A 19,401-nucleotide genomic window follows, 5' to 3' on the forward strand; every position below is an offset into this window, starting at 1 on the left:
GCCCTTCCTCACGGCGTGGCATCGAGGCGTCGCGTCGAACCCGCCTCCAGCGCTTCGGCAACACCGCGGATCCCGGCGCGGATCATGTCGCCGTAGGGGTCGTCGGGCAGCGCGTCGGTGATCTGACGGGCAGTGGCCAGATGCTCGCCGGCCAGCCCGACGTGACCCAGCCGCCGGTGTACGTCGGCGAGGTTCAGGTGCAGCGAGGGCAGGAACCCCCGTACCCGCAGGTGGTCGTCGTGTCGCCGGGCGCGCTCGTCGGTGAGGTCGGCGGCGGCGGCCAGCGCATGTTCGTCCCACACCAGCTCGGCCTCGGCGGTGTCCTGCAGGTCGGCCAGGTAGTGGGCGAGGGTGCAGCGGTGCAGGGCGTCGCCGGCGGAGCCGATCTCGTCCCACAGCGCGGTGAGCTGGCCACGGGCCTGTGCCCGCGCACCGGATTGGCCGAGCTGCACCGCCTCGATGATGCGCGCCATGGTCGGGTCGGGTGTCGTCTGGTCGTCCATGCCGCCGATGCTCGGGCCTCGACCCGGTCGAGGGTCAACACGCGACCTCGCAGGTGCGTTGGAAAACCGTTTGAGGCTGCCCCGCGTGCTCGCATAGATTGCCGCCAACCCACCAGTGAGGACATCTCGCGTGACCCCGCCCGCTCTGTAGACCTGACACTTTCACGCTCACCGGTAGCCGACCGTGCCGTCGGCTCTTCCGGGCTGCCCTTGTGCGCCCGGCCATCCAGCGTTCGAGGCCGCCTGTGACCGGCCTCTTTGTCAGGTCTGGAGAGTCATGTCTTCACCACCGCATATCGTGCTGCCCTGGGTCGTTCGTCGGACCAGGTTGCCCCTGCTGTCGTTGCGCTGCGTGGACTGCCGATCAGAGTCGGCCACCACCGGCCAGGGCAGATTCCGCGTCAACGCCAACGGCAAACTGCTGGACGTGTGGCTGCTGGTCCGCTGTGTGACCTGCGATCGCACCAGCAAACTCACAGTGCACGAGCGAACGCCGGTCAGCTCCTTCGATCCGGACGAACTCGAGGGATACCGCGTCAATGACGCAGACCTGGTGGCGTCCCGGTTGCTGGATCCGTTGCTCGCCCGGCGCTGCCACTTCACCCTGGACTGGACGGGCGCCTGGCGTCTGGACGTCCCGTCCGCAGTGTCCGACGAAGCGTGGCCGATCCGGGTAGCGGTCGCCTTCGAAGATCCCGTGCCGGTACGCCCGGAACGGCTCATCGCCCAGGGGCTCGGCCTCAGCAGGAACGACGTACGGCGCAGGGTCAAGTGCGACGTTGCGCTGCACCGGTCCACCAGCGCCGGGTTCACCTTCACCGTGCTGGCGGGGGACTAGCGAGAACCCAGCCGGGCGGGCCGTTTGGCCCGCCCGGCTACGGGCTCCGCGCGCCACCTGCCCGTCTTCCCAGGTCTGGGGGTCAGGCGGCGTCGTCGCAGGCGGTGGCTGCGGACCTTGTCCCGCCAGGCCGCGAGGTCGTCCTGAATGCTGCCGATCTTGACCAGTTGGCGTTCGATCGCGCCACGGCCCAGGGCCAGATGGCCGGGAAGCTTGTCCCCACCGGTGACCTCGTAGATCAGGGCCGCGCCCTTGACGGGGTCCCCGAGCTGGGTGTGGTTGGCGGTGTCGCTCCACTCCAGGGTCGCGTGGGCTGGGGTGCCGTCGTAGGCACCGATGCGCTGTGCGGCTGTCGACAGCGAACTGGCGTCGAGGAAGTCGGTGCGGAAGACACCAGGCTCCACGGTCAACAACCCACTCGCCGGTCGCCTGATCACCGACTTCCGCGCGCTCCCCGCCGCCGAGCGCAACCAGGCGCCTGAGGGAGGAACGCGGCGCCGGCGGCGGTGAGCCGGCTGCCCTGGCTGGTGCGCTCCAGCAGGAGTACGCCGAAGGTGTTCTCCAGCCGCTGGATCTGGCGACTCAACGAGGGTTGGGCCACCCGGAGTTCCTCGGTGGCGCGGGCGAAGTTCAGGTGCTCGGCGACGACAGTGAAGTACCGGACCAGCCAGAGGTCGAGGTCGGGAAGCAGTTTTCGAAGCCTACGCGTCATGCACCTGCGGCATAACGACGTGCGGAGCGGGTGCTGGACGGGCGCCCCCGGCCGTTGCTGTCGGCGGGTGCTGACGGGATGGGCGGCAGGCGGCCCGCAGCGGGGTTGATGGCGGGTGGGAGCATGATCGCATGGAGATTTTCGAGGACTCCCGCAACGTGTCGCGCGACGATCTGGCCGCCTGGCTTCGCCAACTCGCCAGTCAACTGGAATCCGATGGGCGGATCTTCTTCGGCGCCGCAGGCACCGTGCGGGTCCCCGACGAGGTCGAGTGTGAGTTCGAGATCGAGGACGAGGACGGCGAGCTCTCCGTCGAAATCGAGTTCACCTGGCCCAGCCCGCGGCCGGCTTCCGCCAACGCCTCAGAGGACGAAGACGAGGACGCGGAAGAGTCGGAGGACGAAGGCGCGGAGGAGTCGGCGGACGAAGACGGCGAGGAGGACGAGCCGGCCGCGTCCGCTGTGGAGGTCACCGCCCCGGTCAGCGCGGAATCCCTCGGTGCCGCGCCGGCGGAGGCCGGGACCGCTGCCGCCGAGCAGCCCGCCACCCCGGCTGAGGATGCCACGCCGGCCGCCGCCGAGCCTGCCGACACCGCAGGCGGGGAAGAAACGACCGACACCGCCAGCGCGGAAGAGCCTGGCGACACCGCCGGCGAGGACGAGTCATCTCCCGCCGGCGACGCTGAGAAGCCCACGGGCGAGGAGACTCCCGCCGAGAAGCCTGCGGGCGAGGAGACCGCCACCGAGGCAGTCGACGGCGGCCCCGCCGAGCGGACGGCCTGACCCCAGGTCCCGAGAGGTTCTCCGGAGAGCCACACCGCGTGGCCTCCGGAGAACCAACACCGGCCCGTCAAGCAGGCCGCAGTTGCGCCGTCTTTCTGGAATCCGAGCGGTCGCTGCTGCGTACGGCCACCGACGCCGGCCTCAACGGAACCGGTCGACGGTGACAGGGATCATCCCCTGCTGGCGCATCTGCGTTGTCAGGCCGCGCAGCAGTACACCGACCGCTTCATCGCGCTCCCCGAGAAGATCGCAGGCCACGTCCAGTCCGTAGGCGGCACCCGCAGCGACCCGGCGTAGCTCCCACCGAAAGGCGTCGCCGGAGACCTGACGGCGCACCTCGCCCAAGACGCGTACCTCGGGATCCGCCGGGTCTCCGGTGATCGGCATCTGCCACGCTTCGCTGAGTGCCGCGAGGCCGTCCGCGCTCAGCTCGTCGGTGAACAGGATCCGGTAGACGCGCGTCTCGCGGAACCCTGGCCGGGGCCCGGAATCGCTCAGCCGCAAGGAAGATGGCGGCGGCTGAGCGGGAGAAGCACCGAAGAATGCCCGCACAGCGTCCTCGTCCGGCAGGTCCGCGCCACACAGGTTCTGATAGAGGGCAGCCGCCGCAGGGCGGCCGACCGGCGTCACCCGCTTGCGCAGCACGGCGTCAACGCGTATGCGCCAGCTGGTGGCCGATGCTTCGTACCAGCGGCCCTCCGGTCGGCTCCAGCCACCGCTCACCAAGCCGACGGTGGAGTAGTCCGCCGCGAGCAGGAACTCCTCCACCAACAGCCCTTCCGGCACGCCAGCACCGTCGTGCACCACGTAGTAGTGCAGTGCGGGCGAGTCGGCCGTCTGGCGCGTAACCGAAGTCGTCGTCACACGTCGATCTTCGAGCAGGGTGGCGTGCTGCTGCCGTCCGGCGCGCCGAGGTGACCTCGGCACGTCGCCGACCCCAGGGCCCAGGAATCCCAGGCGAGCGTTGGGAGGTCTGCTGTTATACCTTCGCAGCCGATACATTGAGGGCGTGGAGACACCGGTACGCGAACCCACGTTCCTGATCCTCACGGCGTTGGCCGCGCAGCCGCTGCACGGCTACGCGCTGATCACCGAGGTGGCCCAGCTTTCCGACGGCCGCGTGTCGCTGCGCGCCGGCACGCTCTACGGCGCCCTCGACCGACTGCTCGACGCGGGGCTGGTCACCGTGGAGCGGGAGGAAGTGGTGGACAGCCGGCTGCGGCGCTACTACCGGCTCACTGAGCAGGGCGGTGACCTGCTCGCCAGCGAGACCGAGCGGATGCGCCGCAACGTCGAGGCGGCAACCGCGCGGTTGAACGCACGTACCCGTCGAGGTACGCCCCGACTCAGCGGAGGGATCGCATGAGCGACCTGGAACGCCGCTATCTGCGACTGATCCGGATCTTCTATCCGGCCGGCTACCGCGATACGCGCGGCACCGAGATCGCGGACACGTACCTCGCACTGTGCCCACCGGACCGGCGGTGGCCTTCGGTAGCCGACGTCGCCGACGTGGCCGGTGGCGGACTACAGCAGCGCCTACGTGCGGTCGGCGCCACTGGAATCGGCCCCGGCGTGTGGCTGGCCGCGACGCTGGCGTTGGTGACCGCCACGGCTCTCGCCGGTGGTTGGGCCATGCTGGAGGTCAATCCGTGGACGACGGCGTGGTTCGGCTTCGAGCAGCACGGCATGTCCGTCTCGCTCGGTCTCGGCGCGTGGGCGGCCTGGCTGCTCGCCGCGGTGGTGTACGTGGTGGCACCCGGCCGGTGGACCCGCCTGGCGATCGGTCTCGCCCTTGTTCTCACCGTCGCCGTCGTACCGCTTGCCGCCGTCGTCGACCGGCCTCGGCCTCCGCTGTTCGTGCTCCTCGCCCAGGTCTGCCTCGGATTCGTGGCGCTCGGCGTTCCCGGCCGGCCGCCCTCGTGGATACGGCTGCTGCCCGTCACCGGCGCCGCCGCGGCTCTGCCCGTAGCGGCGACCGTTGCCCGCAACGGTGGCGACGTGCTTCCCGTGTACTACGGCTGGCCCGCCGGGCAGGTTCTGCCCGGCGCCGGGATGGCACTTCTGTTTGTGACGTTGCTCGTGGGTGTACGGCTTGCGGCGCGCAACGACCTTCGTGGTGCTTGGGCGCTGCTGGTGCTGCTCTGTCCGATCGGCATGCTGTGGCTGCATCCGCTTGCCGAGGAATTCGCCGTCAGCTTCTACGGCGGCGGGCCGAACGCTGACGGGACGACCCTGGCCACGGCCGCGATCATCGTGGCGGTTTCGGCGGCGATCGTCATGGCGGTTGCGGTGCTTGTCCACCGACGGGTCACCTTCACGCAGGCCGCCGTCGAAGGGCGTACGTCGGCGGACTCCCTCACCAGCGACAGCGCGAAGCGGTAGCAGCCCGCCGGCGCCGAGCCTGGACACTGCCGCCAGTCAGCCAATGGCCATCTCGCTGAGGCTTGCCCCGGCCATCGCCTGCCAGCCTTGCGCGATCGCTCTCTGGAACAGTCATCGGCTCATTACTAGATTGTCGGTAACAGTAATCCATTAATTAACTCCGGCATAACTGGGCAAAACGTCGAAGCATCATAATGACAGTTAATGTGCGTAAGGAATCAGGATGGTGTGGATCCGTCGATGAGCCTGGGCAAGCGACCCTGTTGAGTGCCACCAGGTCGTCAGCGGGTTTTGCCACCGAAGGTCAGTGGGTTCGCCAGGAAACGTCAGTGGGTTCGCCAACCGAACGTCAGTAGCCCGGTGTCGGTGTGCACGACTCCCACGTCCCGGTAAGGGTCAGGCTGGGTCCCGTCGGCGCTGATTCTCGATAAGGTTGCTTCTCATGAATGAGATGGCGGCGCGGGGGAGTGCCCAGCACGTCGATTCGAGCGATCCGAACGAACAACTCTCGGAATCCGCCCGGCGGCGCATCCGCGAGTCGGTGCCGGCGTCCACACGCCGAGCGTACGCCGGTGACTGGAGCCGGTTCACCCAATGGTGCATCGACAAACAGCGATTCCATCTGCCGGCCACCCCAGCGACCCTGGCCGAGTACATCTCACAATTGGCCGACGAGGGCAAGGCGTCGTCCACCATCGAACGCGCGATGGCGGCCATCACCGTCGCCCACGCCAGCGCCGACTTCCCGCCACCCAACACCCGACCGGCCCGTGCCGTCCTCCGCCGGCACCGCGCCGAACTCGCCGAGGCTGGGCCCGTGACTAACGATCTTGCGGGAACTGGCGCTAAGGGGCCCCGTGGTTGACCTCCGCGGTTGACCTCCGCGGTTGACGAGCCTGCGTCGACCGTGTGCACACGGCGTCGCTGCCTGATTGCATTCGTCGATGCCGATACAGTGGCGGGCTCGGGTGCGGCGGCGGGGGGCGTGGTGACGGGTGCGGTGGTGCAGGTAGACAGGATGGCGGGCCGGTTCCGGTGGCGGCTGCTGGATTCGGGGGTGGGTTCGGGTTCGGGTGTGGCGGTGGCGGTGTGTGGTGACTACAGCCATGGCTCGTTCGCGGCGTGTTGGGCGTGCGCGTCGGCGTCGGTGCGTTTGGCGCGCTCTGGGGGTGTGCGGGTGCGGGCGGTGGTGCCGGGCCGCTACGGGTGGCTGCTGGTGTACGGCGAGGTGGTCCTCGCGCGCGCGGTGGACGCCTATCCGGACGAGATGGCCGCCCGGGAGGCGGGGGATCGGGCGCACCGGGACCTGCGGCTGGCGGTGGTGGTGGATGGCCGCCGATGACGCGATCGCAGATCCGCTGGTGGTCAGTGAACGCCGGAGGCTCGGGTGTCGGCGAGGTGGGTGAGGCAGGCGATCAGCAGCGGCTGGTGCCAGGCGCCGGCCGGACCCGCCGGCATAGCGCCGCGGCGGTGGGCGGCGTTGGTGGCTAGGTGCAGCAGTTCGGCGTCGTTGTGGCGTGCCTATCGCGGGTTGCCTGTCAGGTAGTGACGCCGCGTCTGCAGGGTGTGCGCTGGCGCGGGGTGGGCCTCGGCGGTGAGGAGTTCGGCGGTGTGGTGCAGCACCGTGTGACGCCACGTGCGGGGGTGTCATAGCAGGTCGTCGTCGTGGTCTCAGTCGCGGGTTGTCCTCTGTAGGTATCGGGTGGTCGGTGCCGCGTTCGGCGGTGGTGTGCGGGGTAGCCAGCCCAGGAACCGGGCGTGCAGGTGTATGGCGACGGTGCCCGGCAGGTCGGCGACGGCGCTGGCATAACAGGAGCTCAGGCAGTGGAAGAGCAGGACCGGCGTGCGGTGGTGTTCGGCGAGGAGCCTGCGCCGGCCGTCGGGGCATGGCCATTCCTGCTCGCAGTCGGCGCAGCCCCAGTTCGGCGTGACGGGCAGGTGCCCGTTCATCGTGTCGCCTGCCGCGCGACTGGCGGGCGGTGGTGCGGGGCGCGCCGGCGTTGGCGTAGCGGACTGACAGGGCGCGGTGTGCCCGTCGGATGCTGTCGTGGCGCTCCGGTCATGTGCCGGTCCTTTCGGTCTGCCCCGTGCGACCTTGGACCGCGGACGTTGACGTCGATCCACGGCGATGGTGACCGTCCTATCACGTTGCGGCGTGGGCGCTCGCCGATTGGACAAGCCCTGGGCGGGATTGTCGACAGGTGCGTATTCCGCTCGGTCCGCAGGGATCGACGTGGGTCGCGGCGGCTCTCCTGCCCGCCCGGATCAGAGATGCGCCGCCGATCTACCTGCCGGTGGGCGTCGGGTCCGACGGCAGGCGCGTGCGGGGCAGCCACGCCGGCGTCATCGCTGCCGGTAGGGCGTGACCGGCGCGGTCGTGAGCGGCCAGGGCGGCATCCAGGAACGCCGCGACCCGCAGGTCACCGGTGGTCGCGATCTCGGCGATCAGCAGCAGCCGGTGCCGCGTCGCGGCCGGCTCCGGTAGCCACCCGGTGTCCTCACCGCCCAATGCCCCGACGAACAGCAACACGGCCAGCAGTTCCTCATCGACCTGCGGCAGCCAACGCCGGGCCCGATCCCGGCAGCGGGCCAGCGCCGGCCATGCCGTCGCGGCCAGGGCGGCGTCGTCAACCAGTTCCTCCAGCATGAGCCGCGCTGTCATCTCCAGCACTCGCGGGGTCGATGGCGCGGACATCCGCCACAGGCGCCTGGCCGCGACGTCGAACGCATGTGGATCCCCGGCAGCCACCGCCGTCACACCCTCACCCACGGCGCGCAGCAACGTGAGCGACCGACCCTGCTGTTTCGGCTTCTCCACCGGCTCACTCCTTCGCAGAACCCGGAAGACCCGTCGCGGCCGATCCGCCGGTTCGTGGCCGCCGATCGCGGTGAACACTCTTGTCACGGGGACGCCATCGTGCCCGGTTCGCCGCCGTATAGAGCGGCTCCACAGGAGCAAAGCTCCGCACCGCGGCCATGCCGGCGGTGAGGCCACACCGGTGCGGGACGACGTCGCCATCTGCGGGGTGTGCGCCGCGGCGGGGGTGGCCTCGGCGGTCTGGTGCAGCACGGTGTGACGCCAGGTCCGGGGATGTCGTAGCAGGTGCGGGGCGGCGGCGTCGACGGCTGCCCGGTTGTCCGCGGCGAGGGCGTGCAGCCGTCACGGTGGCCTGCCGGAGGTGCTGCTCGCGCGCCGTCGGTGCACGCCGCATCGGTACCTCCTCGATCGGACGGCGTCCGCGGGGCGGCGGCGCGAACGGGTTGGTGGGTGCGGCCGGCACGGGGCGCCGTAGGAGGTGGCGTCCCGTGCCGACCGCGGGTGACCGCACCGGTCACCTGCTTGTTGCGCCGACGCTGAGCGGGGCGTGGTCAGCCGCGGGTGTCGCGGCGGCGGCGCGCCAGCACCAGGGCTGTCCCGGCCAGCAGGGTGAGCACGCCGGCGGTGGCCAGGCCGAGCGGCCCGGATCCACGGCCCGTGCCGGTGACGGGCAACTCGGACTTCGTCGGGGTGGGGGTGGGCTGGCCGGTGGGTGTGCCGGTCGAGGTCGGGGTGGGGGTGGGTGTGCCGGTCGGCGACCCTGTCGGGGTGGGCGTCGGAGTGGGTGTGCCGCTGGCTGCGCAGGTGTGGGTGAGGACGAAGAACGACGCCTCGCCGCTGATGGTGGCGGTCGCGTCGGTCAGCGTCCATCCCGCGGGCAGCCGGATCCACGCTTTGCTGGTGCCGAGGTTGTTGACGATCTGCCCGCCGTCGGTGGGGATGGTGCGGGTCACGGTGCCCTGCGGGGTGGAGAAGGTCGCGGTGACCGACTCGAACACCCCGGAGGTCTGCGGGTTGCCCGGCAGGTTGAACACCCACACGTCCTCGTTCGGGTAGGGGCCGCCGCCGAGGTTCGGGTCGCAGTTCTGGGTGAATTGCGCTGCGTTGGTGGGCACGTTGCCCGGGTTGATGTCGATCGTCTGCTGCGCTGCGGCCGGCGCGGTCCACGCCACCAGTAGCGCCGCGGCCATCGCGGCGACTGCCGCGTATCGGCGTATGTGTCTTCTCACTCGCACAACCCCCGTCATGAGTCTGAACGCGAACACGAACACGAACGACAATAGGGCCCGTGTGAGCGTTTTAGGCGGTTATGGAAGTATTGCGGGGTGGAGGTCAGCAGTGAGCCCGGCGAGGCGAACCCGCCATGCAGCGGACCCAGGCGACCGTGCTGCCAGAGGGGGTGCCCGTAGTCCTAGCGGAAAAATCAACGGATATCGCTGACCAGGGCAAACAGGTGGTCAATAACGATCTTGCGAGGAGGGGCCAAAAGTTGATCTGGGTGATCCGGCTTCGGTTCGCGCGAGGCGTTGCTGACTTGTGCTGCTTGGGTAGGTGTCACCAAGCCCCAAAGTCGCTGGACGAGTGGACGGAAAGCAGCCGCGATGCTCGCAGGACTGTGGGGTGGGTGTCCGTTCTGTTCAGCCGGCCTCGGTGGGCAGCTTGGACAGGTGCCGGTAGATGGTGGGGCGGGTGACGCCGAACTCAGCGGCGATCTCCTCCACGGTGTGCAGTCGGCGTCCGTCGGGTCCGGTCTCCTCGTGCATCTCCCGCGCGATCTTCGCCTGGCGCGGGGTGAGCTTGGGTTTCTGGCCGCCGGTGCGACCGCGAGCGCGGGCGGCTGCCAGGCCGTCGAGGGTGCGTTCGGACATGAGGGCGTGTTCGAACTCGGCGATGGAGCCGAGGATCTGGAAGAACATCCGGCCCATTGCGGCTGACGTGTCGATCTTCTGGTCGAGCACGACCAGGTCGACGCCGCGCTGCTGCAGCTGTGCGGAAAGTTCGATGAGGTGTTCCAGGGAGCGGCCGAGCCGGTCGAGTTTGGTGACCACGAGCTGATCCCCGGGCCGGTGCGCGACCAGGAGCGCCTTGTCGAGTTCGGGGCGGCGGGCGAGTTTGCCGGACGCCTTGTCGACAAAGATCTGCTCGCAGCCGGCCGCGGTGAGTGCATCGTGCTGGGCGTTGGGGTTCTGGTCGCGGGTGGAGACCCGTCCGTAGCCGATCCGCATGCGGTGACTGTATCGCGAACCCCCGATCGCGTTACGAAGGCGCGGACACGGGTTCCGTTACAGATGCGACCTGGGCGAACATCACCGGTGCCCGGGTGTCAAGCGAACGATCGTTACCGGACGCATCCTCGACGCCCTGGACCCTACTGAGTGTTCTCGCCCGGGCGCTCGCCGCCAACAGTGACCGGATGGCGCGCCCGGCCACCGCAGGCTCGGCTGGGCGGGCGACACCGCGGGCAGCTTCGGCGCGCCATCCGGCGGTGATGCCGGTCGATGCCTACAGTGTGGGGGCGTTGTCGGCGCATCCCGGGTGTTGTTCCCCGCCGCGTCCCGGGTCGCCGCCGGCGCGTGGCGTGGCCGGCACCCGGGGGGTGGGGTGCCGGCCACGGGCGCATCATGGCACGCCCTCGGGTGGGTGGCCGGCGAGGGACCAGGCCAGCGCGGCGATCCCGTCGACAGCGGCGGCGGCGCGGGGTGGATGGTCGATCACCTCCGCCAGCGCCCGCCGCTGGATGCGCACGGTAATCTCGCCCCAGGGTGTGCCGTCGCGGCTGAGCTGCGTCCCGGTGATCTGCAGCATCGATTCGGGCAGCACCGCCAACTGGCGCACGCGGATGAACACAATGACCGGGCCGCCCCAGTGTCGCGGATGGCAGGCGACGACGAGTTCGCTGATGCCAGCCCCCTCCCCTCAAGCCGGCCGGTTCCCGGCCAGGGTAGGCGTTGCGGCGTCGCGAAAGTTGGATGTTCTTCGCGACCTGCCGAACCGTGCGCGGCGCGCGCCACCAGGACGGCCAGTGATGCCGATGCCGCCGCCTCGTTCGGCGGCGGTCGGGAGACCACCCGGATGGGGGCGTACGCGGGGCAGGTGGTGACAGCCGTGCCCCTTCCCAATCGCAGGCGGCGGGCTGGGGCTGCCAACCTCACGCCAAGGGCAGGCGGCGCCATCGCGCTTACCCGCGGTGCTGATGTCGTGTACAGCCCGGGGGTGAGCATGTTTGTGCCATCACCATGACCGCGACGTGCACCGTGCATCTGCGCATGCGCATGCGCATGCACGGGGGTGGGGGCATGAGGCGAAAAGGCCAACGACGGGAAGCACCGAGCGGCACGAGCACCTTCCCGTCACACCCGCCTGGGCTCGCCGCGCTCCCCAGCGGCCCTGGCCGGGGCCGCCACACCGGACGGTTGACGTAATCGCCCTGCGGAGATCCCGGATGGTTGATCGTCCGTTCGACCCGGCGTGTCAGGCGTCGTCCGGGTCGGGTTGCTCGGGGTCCCGTAGGGCGCGGCGGCCGTCGGCGTCGAGGTCGGGCGGGGTGAAGCTGTAGTGGCCGTGGACGTTGACGTGCTTGAACCAGTAGGGGTGAAGTCGGGCGACGTCGGCATCGCGCACTTGGTAGCCGTCGGCGCGCAGTGTGGCCAGAATCCGGTCCAGGTAGACGGTGTTCCACAGCGTGATCGCGTTGACGACCAGACCGAGGGCGCCGAGTTGGTCTTCCATTCCGGCGTGGTATGCCTCCCGCAGTTCGCCCTTGCGGCCGTGGAAGACGTGCTTGGCCAGGCCGTGGCGTTCCTCCTGGAGGTTGCGGATCCGCTTGATGTCGCGTCGGTAGCCCTCCCGGTCGGCGTAGGACAGCACGTGCAGTGTCTTGAAGATCCGGCCGAGGTGCGCGAGGGCGTCGCCGAGTTGGGTGGGGTTGCCGCCGTGCTGCAGCATCCGCATCACGTCGGAGGCGCTGATCGCGCCGGAGTGCACCGAGGCGGCGATTCGGCAGATGTCCGGCCAGTGCCGGCGGACCTTCGCCAGGTCGATCTTCCCGCGTGCCGCGGTGTTCAGGGGTCCGTAGTCGGCGCTCGGGTTGACCCGCCACAGTTTCTGGTCGGGTAGTCCGGCGAGCTCCGGGCGGTAGTCCACGCCGAGAAGCTTGAGTAGGCCGAAGACCATGTCGGAATAGGAGCCGGTGTCGGAGACGAACACCTCCGGGCGTGGCCCGCCGTCGCGGCGGTACATCAGGTCCACCGCGTACAGGGAGTCCTTCGGGGTGCCGGACAACACCATGCCCGCGATCCCCACCCCCTGATCGTTGATCATGTTGAGGTAGGTGGCGCCGCGTTTGCGGCCGAAGTACTTCGGGTTCGGCCGGGCGTGGATCGAGCGCACCGGCACCACGAACCGGGTGCCGTCAACGGCGGCGACCAGCCCGCCACCCCACACCTCCGCTGTACCGATCCCGGCCTGCCCGCTGATCAGCACCGCGTTGGCCACGGCGTGGGTGTCGGCGCGCACGTAGTTCTGGTACACGTGGCTGATCCTCGAGCGGGTCAACGCCGGATTACCCGCCGTGATGACCGGCTTCCAACCGACGTTGAGGGCCTGGGCGGTGAGCACCGCCGCGAGGGTGCGGTCCATGCCGGCGTCCAGGCGGGCGCCACCGGAGACGTGGGTGTAGGCGGCGGCGAAACCCGGTTGCCAGCCCATCACCTCCAGCAGCAACTCCCCGATGTCGACCTCCGGGATCATCGCCTCGCACCGCTCCCGCAGCTCGCCCAGGGAGTCCGGTTCGGGTACGGCTTTCACCGCGGCGACGCGCACCCGGCCCTCGCCGTCGACCGTCACGTCCCCGGCCTCGACCCGCCGCGCCATGTGCTTCCACATGCCGTCCAGCTCAGCCGAGTACGCGCTCAGCAAGTCGGCCGGGTCGTCGGGAAGCTGAAGAGAGTCCAGCAGATCCGCCCGCCGGGCCTGCCACGCCGCGCCCGACAGCAGCAGCGCCCTCGGATCGGCCCAGCGTGAGGAGGCGGCGGCGAAGATGTCACGGCGGCGTAGCCGCTGGTGGAACTGGTCGAGCACACAGAACACGTAGGCGACCTTGTCCACCGTCTCCGCCGGCCGGTCCTTGCGCAGCACCAGGTTCCGCCAACCGGGGGTGATCACCTCGATGGCGACCTTCCGGGCGTCCAGACAACCGGCCGGCACCCGCCTGGTCGCGTCGGCGTCGAGCAGGTCCGGCAGGCTGGTCAGCGCGTACAGCACGGGCGCGGCGTCCGTGGTGGCCCCGAACTCGATGGTGGTGGTCAGCAGCCGAATGAACCGCCGGACCAGGGGATAGCGGGTCAACAACGCCGTCCGCCACTCACCATCCGGATCGACCCCCGGCGGCACCACCTGGTGCACCCGCTCGACCGCGCCGCGCAACTCCGCCCGAGAGGCCACGTCCTCGATCGCGTCCCACAACCGCGCGACCGTCAGGTCCTCGCTCCAATCCTCGGACGCCAGCAGCACCGCCACCGCCGCCGCCAGCTTGGAGGCGTCACGGGCCACCCGCGGGTACCGCTTGGCCTTGTCGGCGTTGGACTGACGCTCGGCACGCGCCAGCAACTCGCTCGTCATGATCACATCGAAGAGCTCCAGGGCGTCATCGGTGGCCTTGGCCTCCAGGTACACCACCGTCGACAACAACGTCGCCAGCCGCTTCGGATACGGACTCGTCCGGCGCAGGTCCGTGGCGTTCGCCGACATGCCCCGACGGGCCAGGTCGACCACCCGCCGCCGCGGCACCACACCCAGGTCCACCTGCCCAAGGCCGAGATCCGCGACTTCAGCGACCCGGCTCAACGCGCCCGCCATCGCCTTGCCGGTGCGGTCGACCGGACCCTGACGCAGCCTCTCCAGCGGCGATACCCGCCGCCCCGGCGGCACCTCGACCAAGTCCAGCAGCAGACCGGCCTGCCAAGCGGTCACCATCGCCGCCAGCGTCGTCCACAACCGCACGTGCGACAAGCGGACCACCCGGGCCACCAGCCGCTCCAACTCCCGCACCGCAGGCAGCAGCACCTGACGGGCCAGCAACCACGCCAGCACCCCCTGAAAGATCACCTTCGGGCCCGCACCCGTCGTCCACGCCCGATGATCAATCCAAGCAGTCAAGTCCTCGCGGACGTCGGCGAACTCCCGCCACCCGTCGGCAACGATGATCTCCCGACGGTGCTCCCACTTCGTGTTCGCCCGCTCTACGTACGTCTTCACACACGAGGCGTCCGCGATTCCCAACTGGCTAGCCAGCACGTCCACCACCACCGACGGCAAATCGATCGGGTCATCCAGGAACGTGCCCAGATACCGCACCGTCGTCAACTGCAGCGCGAACCCCAACCGGTTGCCGTCGCCCCGACGCTTGGCCAGCAACACACGGTCAGCGTCATCAAGGAAGAAGAACCGCTCCAAGTCCTCCACCGGCGGCGGCCCGTCGAAACACCCGTACGTCGCGACCTGCCGCGCCGACAGAAACGACCTCTCGTCCCCGTCCCCGACCTGCTGCTCGTCCACCTCAGACACGAACGATCAAACTACGCGACATCCGCGAAGCCGAATACCCATCGGCTGGCCATGACCTCAGCCCAGACGCTTAACGCCAGTTCCCGCAAGATCGTTAGTCACGGGCCGGCTGGCCGAGGAGTGCGCAAGGCCAAGGCCATGACCATCACGGCGCTGCGGGCGATGGTGGACACCCTCGACATCTCCACCATCGCCGGGGTACGTGACCGCGCCATCATCGTGGTCGGCTTCGCGCTGGCCGCTCGGCGAAGCGAACTCGCGGCGCTCGACATCGCCGACCTCACGTTCACCGGCGACGGCCTGCAGGTCACCATCCGCCGTTCCAAGACCGACAAGGAATCCGTGGGCCGCGCCACCGCCCTTCCCTACACATCCCGACCGGCTACCTGCCCCGTCCGCACCATGCAAGCATGGCTGGGCGCCCTGGCCGCCCGCGGCGAGACATCCGGACCGGTGTTCCGGCGCATCGACCGACACGGGAACCTCGGCCGGGCACCGCACGGCCGCGGAGAAGCCAACGGCCGCATCACCGGCCAAGCCGTCGCCATCATCGTTCGCCGCACCGCACAACGCGCCGGCTTGGACGCCGCCTCCGCCTTCTCCGGACACTCCCTGCGCCGCGGATTCGCCACCGAAACTCACCGCCAAGGCAAGAACCCGCTGCGAATCGCCCGGCATGGCGGATGGAAGGACGGTTCCGCGACCCTCGCCAGCTACATCGAGGACGCCAACCAGTGGGAGGACAACGCCCTCACCGACGTCGGCTTGTGACCGCCCGACCCGCTCTCGTCGGGCGCGTAATGCGGATGGTCGTCATGTTTGCGACCCTTGCGCGGGTCCAAGTCGGACAGTCAGACTGGCGAGATGCGGCCGCATTTGACATACCGAACGCAGCGCTCCTGTCGCCTGGGGATGGGCGAGGGCCTTCCTGTACGCGACGAGAGTTGACGGTATGCTCGCCGATCTTCGCAAACTCGAACAGAAGTGGAAACAAGCCAAGCCGAGCCATGCAGACGGTGGACGGAACGCGGTCGCCGGCTTCTATTACCAATTTCAAGCTACCTTGCTGAGAACCGTGATCAGGTTTCTTGAGAACAGGGCCGCTGGGTCGTATTCGGTTGTCGCGGAATCCCTCTCTGATTTGCGTGTCGTCGAGGACACAACGGTTATCGTCACGCAGATCAAACGGCGACACACGAGCCAATCCGTCGGCACAGCACTCGACCAGTTATGGGAGGTCTACCGCCTCGCTGAGGAGTTCCCGGAACTTCGGCCCCGTTTACGGTTCGAGGTACAGGCTGCTGAGTCCGACCTCAAGTCGCTCGAAGCGCGAATCTCGAGGTGGCTCGAGCGGCGAAAGGCTGCAACCACAACGGCGGAGGAGGTCGAGCAGTTCACCGCAGCGGTGACAGTGAATACCATCGCCGATCCTGCTCGTGAGCTACACGCGATATTGCACGAGAGGTTGAGGGCGACGGATCCCGTCGGCCTTTCCCGTACCTGGCTGGCTCGGTTGATGGAGGCGAGCGACGACGAACAGGGTTTCGAGGCCGTCGCCAGAGACATCTGGAATGATCTCGTAGGGCTCGACGGTAACAAAAAGATAACTAGCGATATTAAACTGTGGCGTGATGAATACGCCCCTCCGTCGCAGATTGAGCCTGGCGCCTACCTTACTGGCCAGCGCCCAATGCTCTACCACCTTCGCAACGGCTACTTCGCACCGCGTCCCGCGGCGCTCGACCGGGTCAGGCAGGACTTCTGGGAATGGCAGGACTCCCGGCCGGCCTTCGCGGACAACACCGTCAAGCTGCCGGTCTTCTGGCTGGGCGGCCGGTCGGGTGTGGGGAAGAGTGTACTTCTGCTGCAGTTGCTGGCCGATCTGCATTCCCAGGGGATCGCGCGGGTGATCTGGCTCGGAAACAATCCTGGCCTCTTGAGTCGCGCGATGGAATGGGTTCAGCGCGCCGAGGAGCGTGATCCTGACCAAGATCTTCTTTCGGTGATCGCCATTGACGACCCGTACCAGGTCTCCGCCACGGAAGGGGCCGCCCAGTGGCAGGAGGCGCTCGCAATCGTCGACGACCTCAGGCAACGGGGCGAAGGCGATAGGCTGCCGCTCTTGGTCTGCTGCGGGCCGAGCGAGCAGGCTCTTAACCTGAGCAACGACTTCGTGGACGATCTAATCGTCAGGCAGAGTCTGGTGGAGAACGAGGTGGCGGAGGACTATGACGAGCTGAAAGCGTGGTTCGCCCGCCGCACCGGCTCGGAACTCAGTCAGGTGCAGAGGCCGAACCACCTCCTGGTCCAACTGTTCTTCGAGAGGCATCACGGGGCTTCCCTGAAGGAATTCGCCGCTCGGTTCCGGGCCCGTATCCGCTCAATGCACCCGAATGACGAGTTGTTCAACGTCGTCGCCCGCGTGATGGCACTGAATCGGCTTTACGTTGGTTATCCCGCTCGCGCCTTCGAGAAGGTACTAACCCCGCAGCAACGCGACGCGATGGCGCACCTCCAAGCCGAGGAGCACCTCGAGAATCGAGGTACCGGCTCTCGGCAAGACACTTGGGTAACTCATCCTCAGCTCGCAAACCTGATGTACGAGGCGTGGTTCCCGGCGCGAGCGGAAGCTAACGTCCGGCGTGGCCATCTCCTGCAGGCCATTCAAGATTGCTATGCATACGGCGAGGAGCCGGCTGGAAAAAATGCGCCGTTGTGGGCACTCTCCCGGGCGCTGGTCGACAAGACGGGCGACCTGAATTTGAGGATCGCCGACGACGACATCGGTCCTCTTGTCGGCGAGATCTACCAAAATCGCGTAGCAGATAACAGATTACCACTGGTCGATCTGCCGGTGTGGCTCGAACTCGCTGCGAACGCCCCGTCGATCGAGTGGTCGCCGCATCCTGCGGTCCGAACGATTGAGTGCATTCGCAGCGCTGACATGACGACCGCCGGCCTCCGATTGACCTGTCACAAATTGCTCCAACACTGGACTGTCCTGGACGGCGTGGCCGACAGCGTCACCGACCTGCTCGCGAGAAGCCTGACCTGGCAGGACTTCCGGCCGGTCGTGATCGATGCGGTGAAGAGGCTGAAGGATCCTCGGCTGGGCGTCGTGGTCGAGCAATGGCTCGATGGGACAAGGTCCGGAAAGCGGATAATCGGTGATGTGCTGGCCGTCACGCTGAGGAGCCTTCCCCGTAGCGACCGACTGCTCGACCGTTCTGCAGCCCTGCTGCAGAACGCGCCAGCGACGACATCGTGGAGCGAGGTGGCGGTCCATTTGCTGGAGCGTGAACCCGTCCGATACCTGCGTGCGGTGCTCGCATGGCTGGAGTTCAACCGGTCACGTCGTGAGACCATATTTCTCCTCGAGCCACTCTTGAGGAAGGCACCACGGAGCCCAGAGCTCGGAAAGTGGGCGGCAGAATGGCTGGCGGCCAGCTCTACGGACGGCAGCCATGTAGTGAGGCTGCTGACATGTCGCTACGGGCGAGCTGATCTGGGAGTCGCATGGCTCCTACGGAACCCTGGAGAACACCCTTACTGGCCCCACGTATGGGAAGCCACGTGGGAGGCGCAGGGCCGGTCGGACGACTTGGCGGAGATCGGACTGGCATGGCTGGACCGCTTCCCCGAGCACATGGCCTGGACACAGGCGTGGAAGGCATTGTGGGACGCGGGATGCGGCGTGGACAGGCTCACAGCTCTCGGCCATCGATGGCTCACTCACCGGACACCATTGCGGGCGTTGCCAGATGTCTGGGAACCGCTGTGGAAAGTCGGCACCGATACCGCGCTGCTTGCATCGATCGGCCTCAGATGGCTTCAGGGGCACCCTGATCACTATCGGTGGCCGCACGTCTGGGGACCTCTGCAGGAGGCCGACGCCGAGTCGCGACAAATCCGGGATCTGGCGCTCGCCTGGCTCGACAGCAAGACGCTGGAACGGCACGGATGGCACTGGGTGTGGTCGCACTTGTTCGGTCAGCCGGATATCAACGAGAAGTTGACGGCCTTGGCTTGGACTCAGTTGCGCGCTTGGTGCCTGTCCCAAGACAACCGGATCATGGCGCGTTGGTTCCGATTGTGGCGGGATGTTTGGGAGTCGGATCACGCTGACCGGAACTCGTTATCGGTTATAGCGGTGGAGTGGCTCAGCGTGTCCAAGGTCAACAAAAATTGGTGCATAGTCGCCAACAAAACGTTGGGACACGGAACGTCGGACCATTTACGACAGGCGATTGCAAATAAACTTTCCGAGCCTGCACCGGACACCATCCTTTGGGCGGAAGTTTGGCTGCTGGCCTGGAGCTCTGGAGCCGACAAGACCCTGCTCGGCCGAAATGGGATTGGCTGGCTGACCGCCAATCAAATCAAAGGTCCGTGGGTCAAAATGTGGAAGGCTATGTGGGATGACGGCCGCGCTTCGGACGTTCTCTGGGACCTGGCCATCGGGTGCCTGCAGAATCATCCCGACCATGGGCGTTGGCACAGTGTATGGCGACTGCTGTGGCATACCGGGATGGACCGTAGCGGATTGAGACGGCTAGCCGAGCGTTGGTTGGCACGACCGGACGTCGGAGACCCCTCCGGCCGAGACGTGGTGAGAGACTTGCTGGCCGAACCCGACACCGCAGTATTGCATTGACGTTCAATGGGCTTTTCATCCCTGCGTAGCGGTTGGCCTCGGCCTTCTGCAGGATGAGGAAGGCCTACTAGCCTCGATCGTTCACGGCTGATGTCGGGCGTTCCGGCCCCGCGCGTGTGATCGTTCATTGTCGATGCGGTTGGGT

The 19,401-nt window shown here is 67.9% G+C and carries 18 protein-coding genes; 8 read left to right on the forward strand and 10 right to left on the reverse strand.

Features of this window, described 5'->3' with window-relative positions:
* Window positions 1–8 precede the first annotated feature (8 nt).
* The gene (locus ACPXB1_RS28960; protein ID WP_355596635.1) at window positions 9–503 is read right to left on the reverse strand and encodes a hypothetical protein; all 495 of its coding nucleotides are present in this window, start codon (window positions 501–503) and stop codon (window positions 9–11) included.
* A 277-nt stretch (window positions 504–780) separates the two neighbouring features.
* On the opposite strand from ACPXB1_RS28960, the gene ACPXB1_RS28965 reads away from it, so the two are divergent.
* The gene (locus tag ACPXB1_RS28965) at window positions 781–1,341 is read left to right on the forward strand and encodes a DUF1062 domain-containing protein (protein WP_334549829.1); all 561 of its coding nucleotides are present in this window, start codon (window positions 781–783) and stop codon (window positions 1,339–1,341) included.
* Here the strand turns inward: ACPXB1_RS28965 and ACPXB1_RS28970 are convergent.
* Window positions 1,338–1,745: a hypothetical protein gene (locus ACPXB1_RS28970; RefSeq protein ID WP_355628388.1), complete on the reverse strand. Its 408-nt coding sequence runs from the start codon at window positions 1,743–1,745 to the stop codon at window positions 1,338–1,340. The two genes, ACPXB1_RS28965 and ACPXB1_RS28970, sit on opposite strands and share 4 nt — an antisense overlap.
* A 29-nt stretch (window positions 1,746–1,774) precedes the next feature.
* On the reverse strand, window positions 1,775–2,053 hold the full coding sequence (locus tag ACPXB1_RS28975; RefSeq protein ID WP_355628385.1) for a LysR family transcriptional regulator: 279 nt from the start codon (window positions 2,051–2,053) through the stop codon (window positions 1,775–1,777).
* A gap of 131 nt (window positions 2,054–2,184) precedes the next feature.
* Here ACPXB1_RS28975 and ACPXB1_RS28980 point away from each other — a divergent pair, with 131 nt between their 5' ends.
* Window positions 2,185–2,835, forward strand: coding sequence for an amphi-Trp domain-containing protein (locus ACPXB1_RS28980; protein ID WP_355628382.1), 651 nt, complete (start codon window positions 2,185–2,187; stop codon window positions 2,833–2,835).
* Between the two features lie 141 nt (window positions 2,836–2,976).
* Here ACPXB1_RS28980 and ACPXB1_RS28985 read toward each other — a convergent pair whose 3' ends face one another.
* Window positions 2,977–3,621 carry a hypothetical protein gene (locus ACPXB1_RS28985; RefSeq protein WP_355628380.1) on the reverse strand — a complete coding sequence of 215 codons (645 nt, stop codon included), beginning with the start codon at window positions 3,619–3,621 and terminating at the stop codon, window positions 2,977–2,979.
* A 223-nt stretch (window positions 3,622–3,844) separates the two neighbouring features.
* Here ACPXB1_RS28985 and ACPXB1_RS28990 point away from each other — a divergent pair, with 223 nt between their 5' ends.
* The 4 genes from ACPXB1_RS28990 (at window position 3,845) to ACPXB1_RS29005 (ending at window position 6,562) form a co-directional block, all read left to right on the forward strand.
* Entirely contained in the window at window positions 3,845–4,201 is a 357-nt protein-coding gene (locus tag ACPXB1_RS28990) for a PadR family transcriptional regulator (RefSeq protein ID WP_334549823.1), read from the forward strand.
* Window positions 4,198–5,220, forward strand: a complete 1,023-nt coding sequence (locus ACPXB1_RS28995; protein WP_355628376.1) for a hypothetical protein — start codon at window positions 4,198–4,200, stop codon at window positions 5,218–5,220. The genes ACPXB1_RS28990 and ACPXB1_RS28995 overlap by 4 nt, the downstream gene beginning before the upstream one ends.
* A gap of 442 nt (window positions 5,221–5,662) precedes the next feature.
* Complete coding sequence (locus tag ACPXB1_RS29000) at window positions 5,663–6,085, forward strand: site-specific integrase (protein WP_425736054.1); 423 nt, start codon at window positions 5,663–5,665, stop codon at window positions 6,083–6,085.
* Window positions 6,086–6,397: 312 nt separating this feature from the next.
* Window positions 6,398–6,562: a hypothetical protein gene (locus ACPXB1_RS29005; RefSeq protein ID WP_425736055.1), complete on the forward strand. Its 165-nt coding sequence runs from the start codon at window positions 6,398–6,400 to the stop codon at window positions 6,560–6,562.
* Window positions 6,563–6,891: 329 nt separating this feature from the next.
* Here ACPXB1_RS29005 and ACPXB1_RS29010 read toward each other — a convergent pair whose 3' ends face one another.
* The 6 genes from ACPXB1_RS29010 to ACPXB1_RS29035 all read right to left on the reverse strand — a co-directional run bounded on the left by ACPXB1_RS29010 (window position 6,892) and on the right by ACPXB1_RS29035 (window position 14,602).
* A complete protein-coding gene (locus ACPXB1_RS29010) occupies window positions 6,892–7,170 on the reverse strand; it encodes a hypothetical protein (protein WP_425736056.1) in 279 nt (92 codons plus the stop codon).
* Window positions 7,171–7,504: 334 nt separating this feature from the next.
* Window positions 7,505–8,038 carry a hypothetical protein gene (locus ACPXB1_RS29015; RefSeq protein WP_425736057.1) on the reverse strand — a complete coding sequence of 178 codons (534 nt, stop codon included), beginning with the start codon at window positions 8,036–8,038 and terminating at the stop codon, window positions 7,505–7,507.
* Window positions 8,039–8,589: 551 nt separating this feature from the next.
* Window positions 8,590–9,267: an LPXTG cell wall anchor domain-containing protein gene (locus ACPXB1_RS29020; protein WP_425736058.1), complete on the reverse strand. Its 678-nt coding sequence runs from the start codon at window positions 9,265–9,267 to the stop codon at window positions 8,590–8,592.
* Between the two features lie 408 nt (window positions 9,268–9,675).
* On the reverse strand, window positions 9,676–10,263 hold the full coding sequence (locus tag ACPXB1_RS29025; protein ID WP_425736059.1) for a recombinase family protein: 588 nt from the start codon (window positions 10,261–10,263) through the stop codon (window positions 9,676–9,678).
* A gap of 394 nt (window positions 10,264–10,657) precedes the next feature.
* The gene (locus ACPXB1_RS29030) at window positions 10,658–10,885 is read right to left on the reverse strand and encodes a hypothetical protein (protein ID WP_425736060.1); all 228 of its coding nucleotides are present in this window, start codon (window positions 10,883–10,885) and stop codon (window positions 10,658–10,660) included.
* A 624-nt stretch (window positions 10,886–11,509) separates the two neighbouring features.
* Window positions 11,510–14,602 carry a Tn3 family transposase gene (locus ACPXB1_RS29035; protein WP_425736061.1) on the reverse strand — a complete coding sequence of 1,031 codons (3,093 nt, stop codon included), beginning with the start codon at window positions 14,600–14,602 and terminating at the stop codon, window positions 11,510–11,512.
* Window positions 14,603–14,740: 138 nt separating this feature from the next.
* Between ACPXB1_RS29035 and ACPXB1_RS29040 the strand changes: the two genes are divergently transcribed.
* Window positions 14,741–15,373, forward strand: coding sequence for a site-specific integrase (locus ACPXB1_RS29040; RefSeq protein WP_425736062.1), 633 nt, complete (start codon window positions 14,741–14,743; stop codon window positions 15,371–15,373).
* 181 nt (window positions 15,374–15,554) lie between these two features.
* Window positions 15,555–19,256 carry a hypothetical protein gene (locus ACPXB1_RS29045; RefSeq protein WP_425736063.1) on the forward strand — a complete coding sequence of 1,234 codons (3,702 nt, stop codon included), beginning with the start codon at window positions 15,555–15,557 and terminating at the stop codon, window positions 19,254–19,256.
* Window positions 19,257–19,401: the final 145 nt, after the last annotated feature.

Source organism: Micromonospora sp. DT68, assembly GCF_049847245.1.
GTDB classification, from domain to species: domain Bacteria; phylum Actinomycetota; class Actinomycetes; order Mycobacteriales; family Micromonosporaceae; genus Micromonospora; species Micromonospora profundi.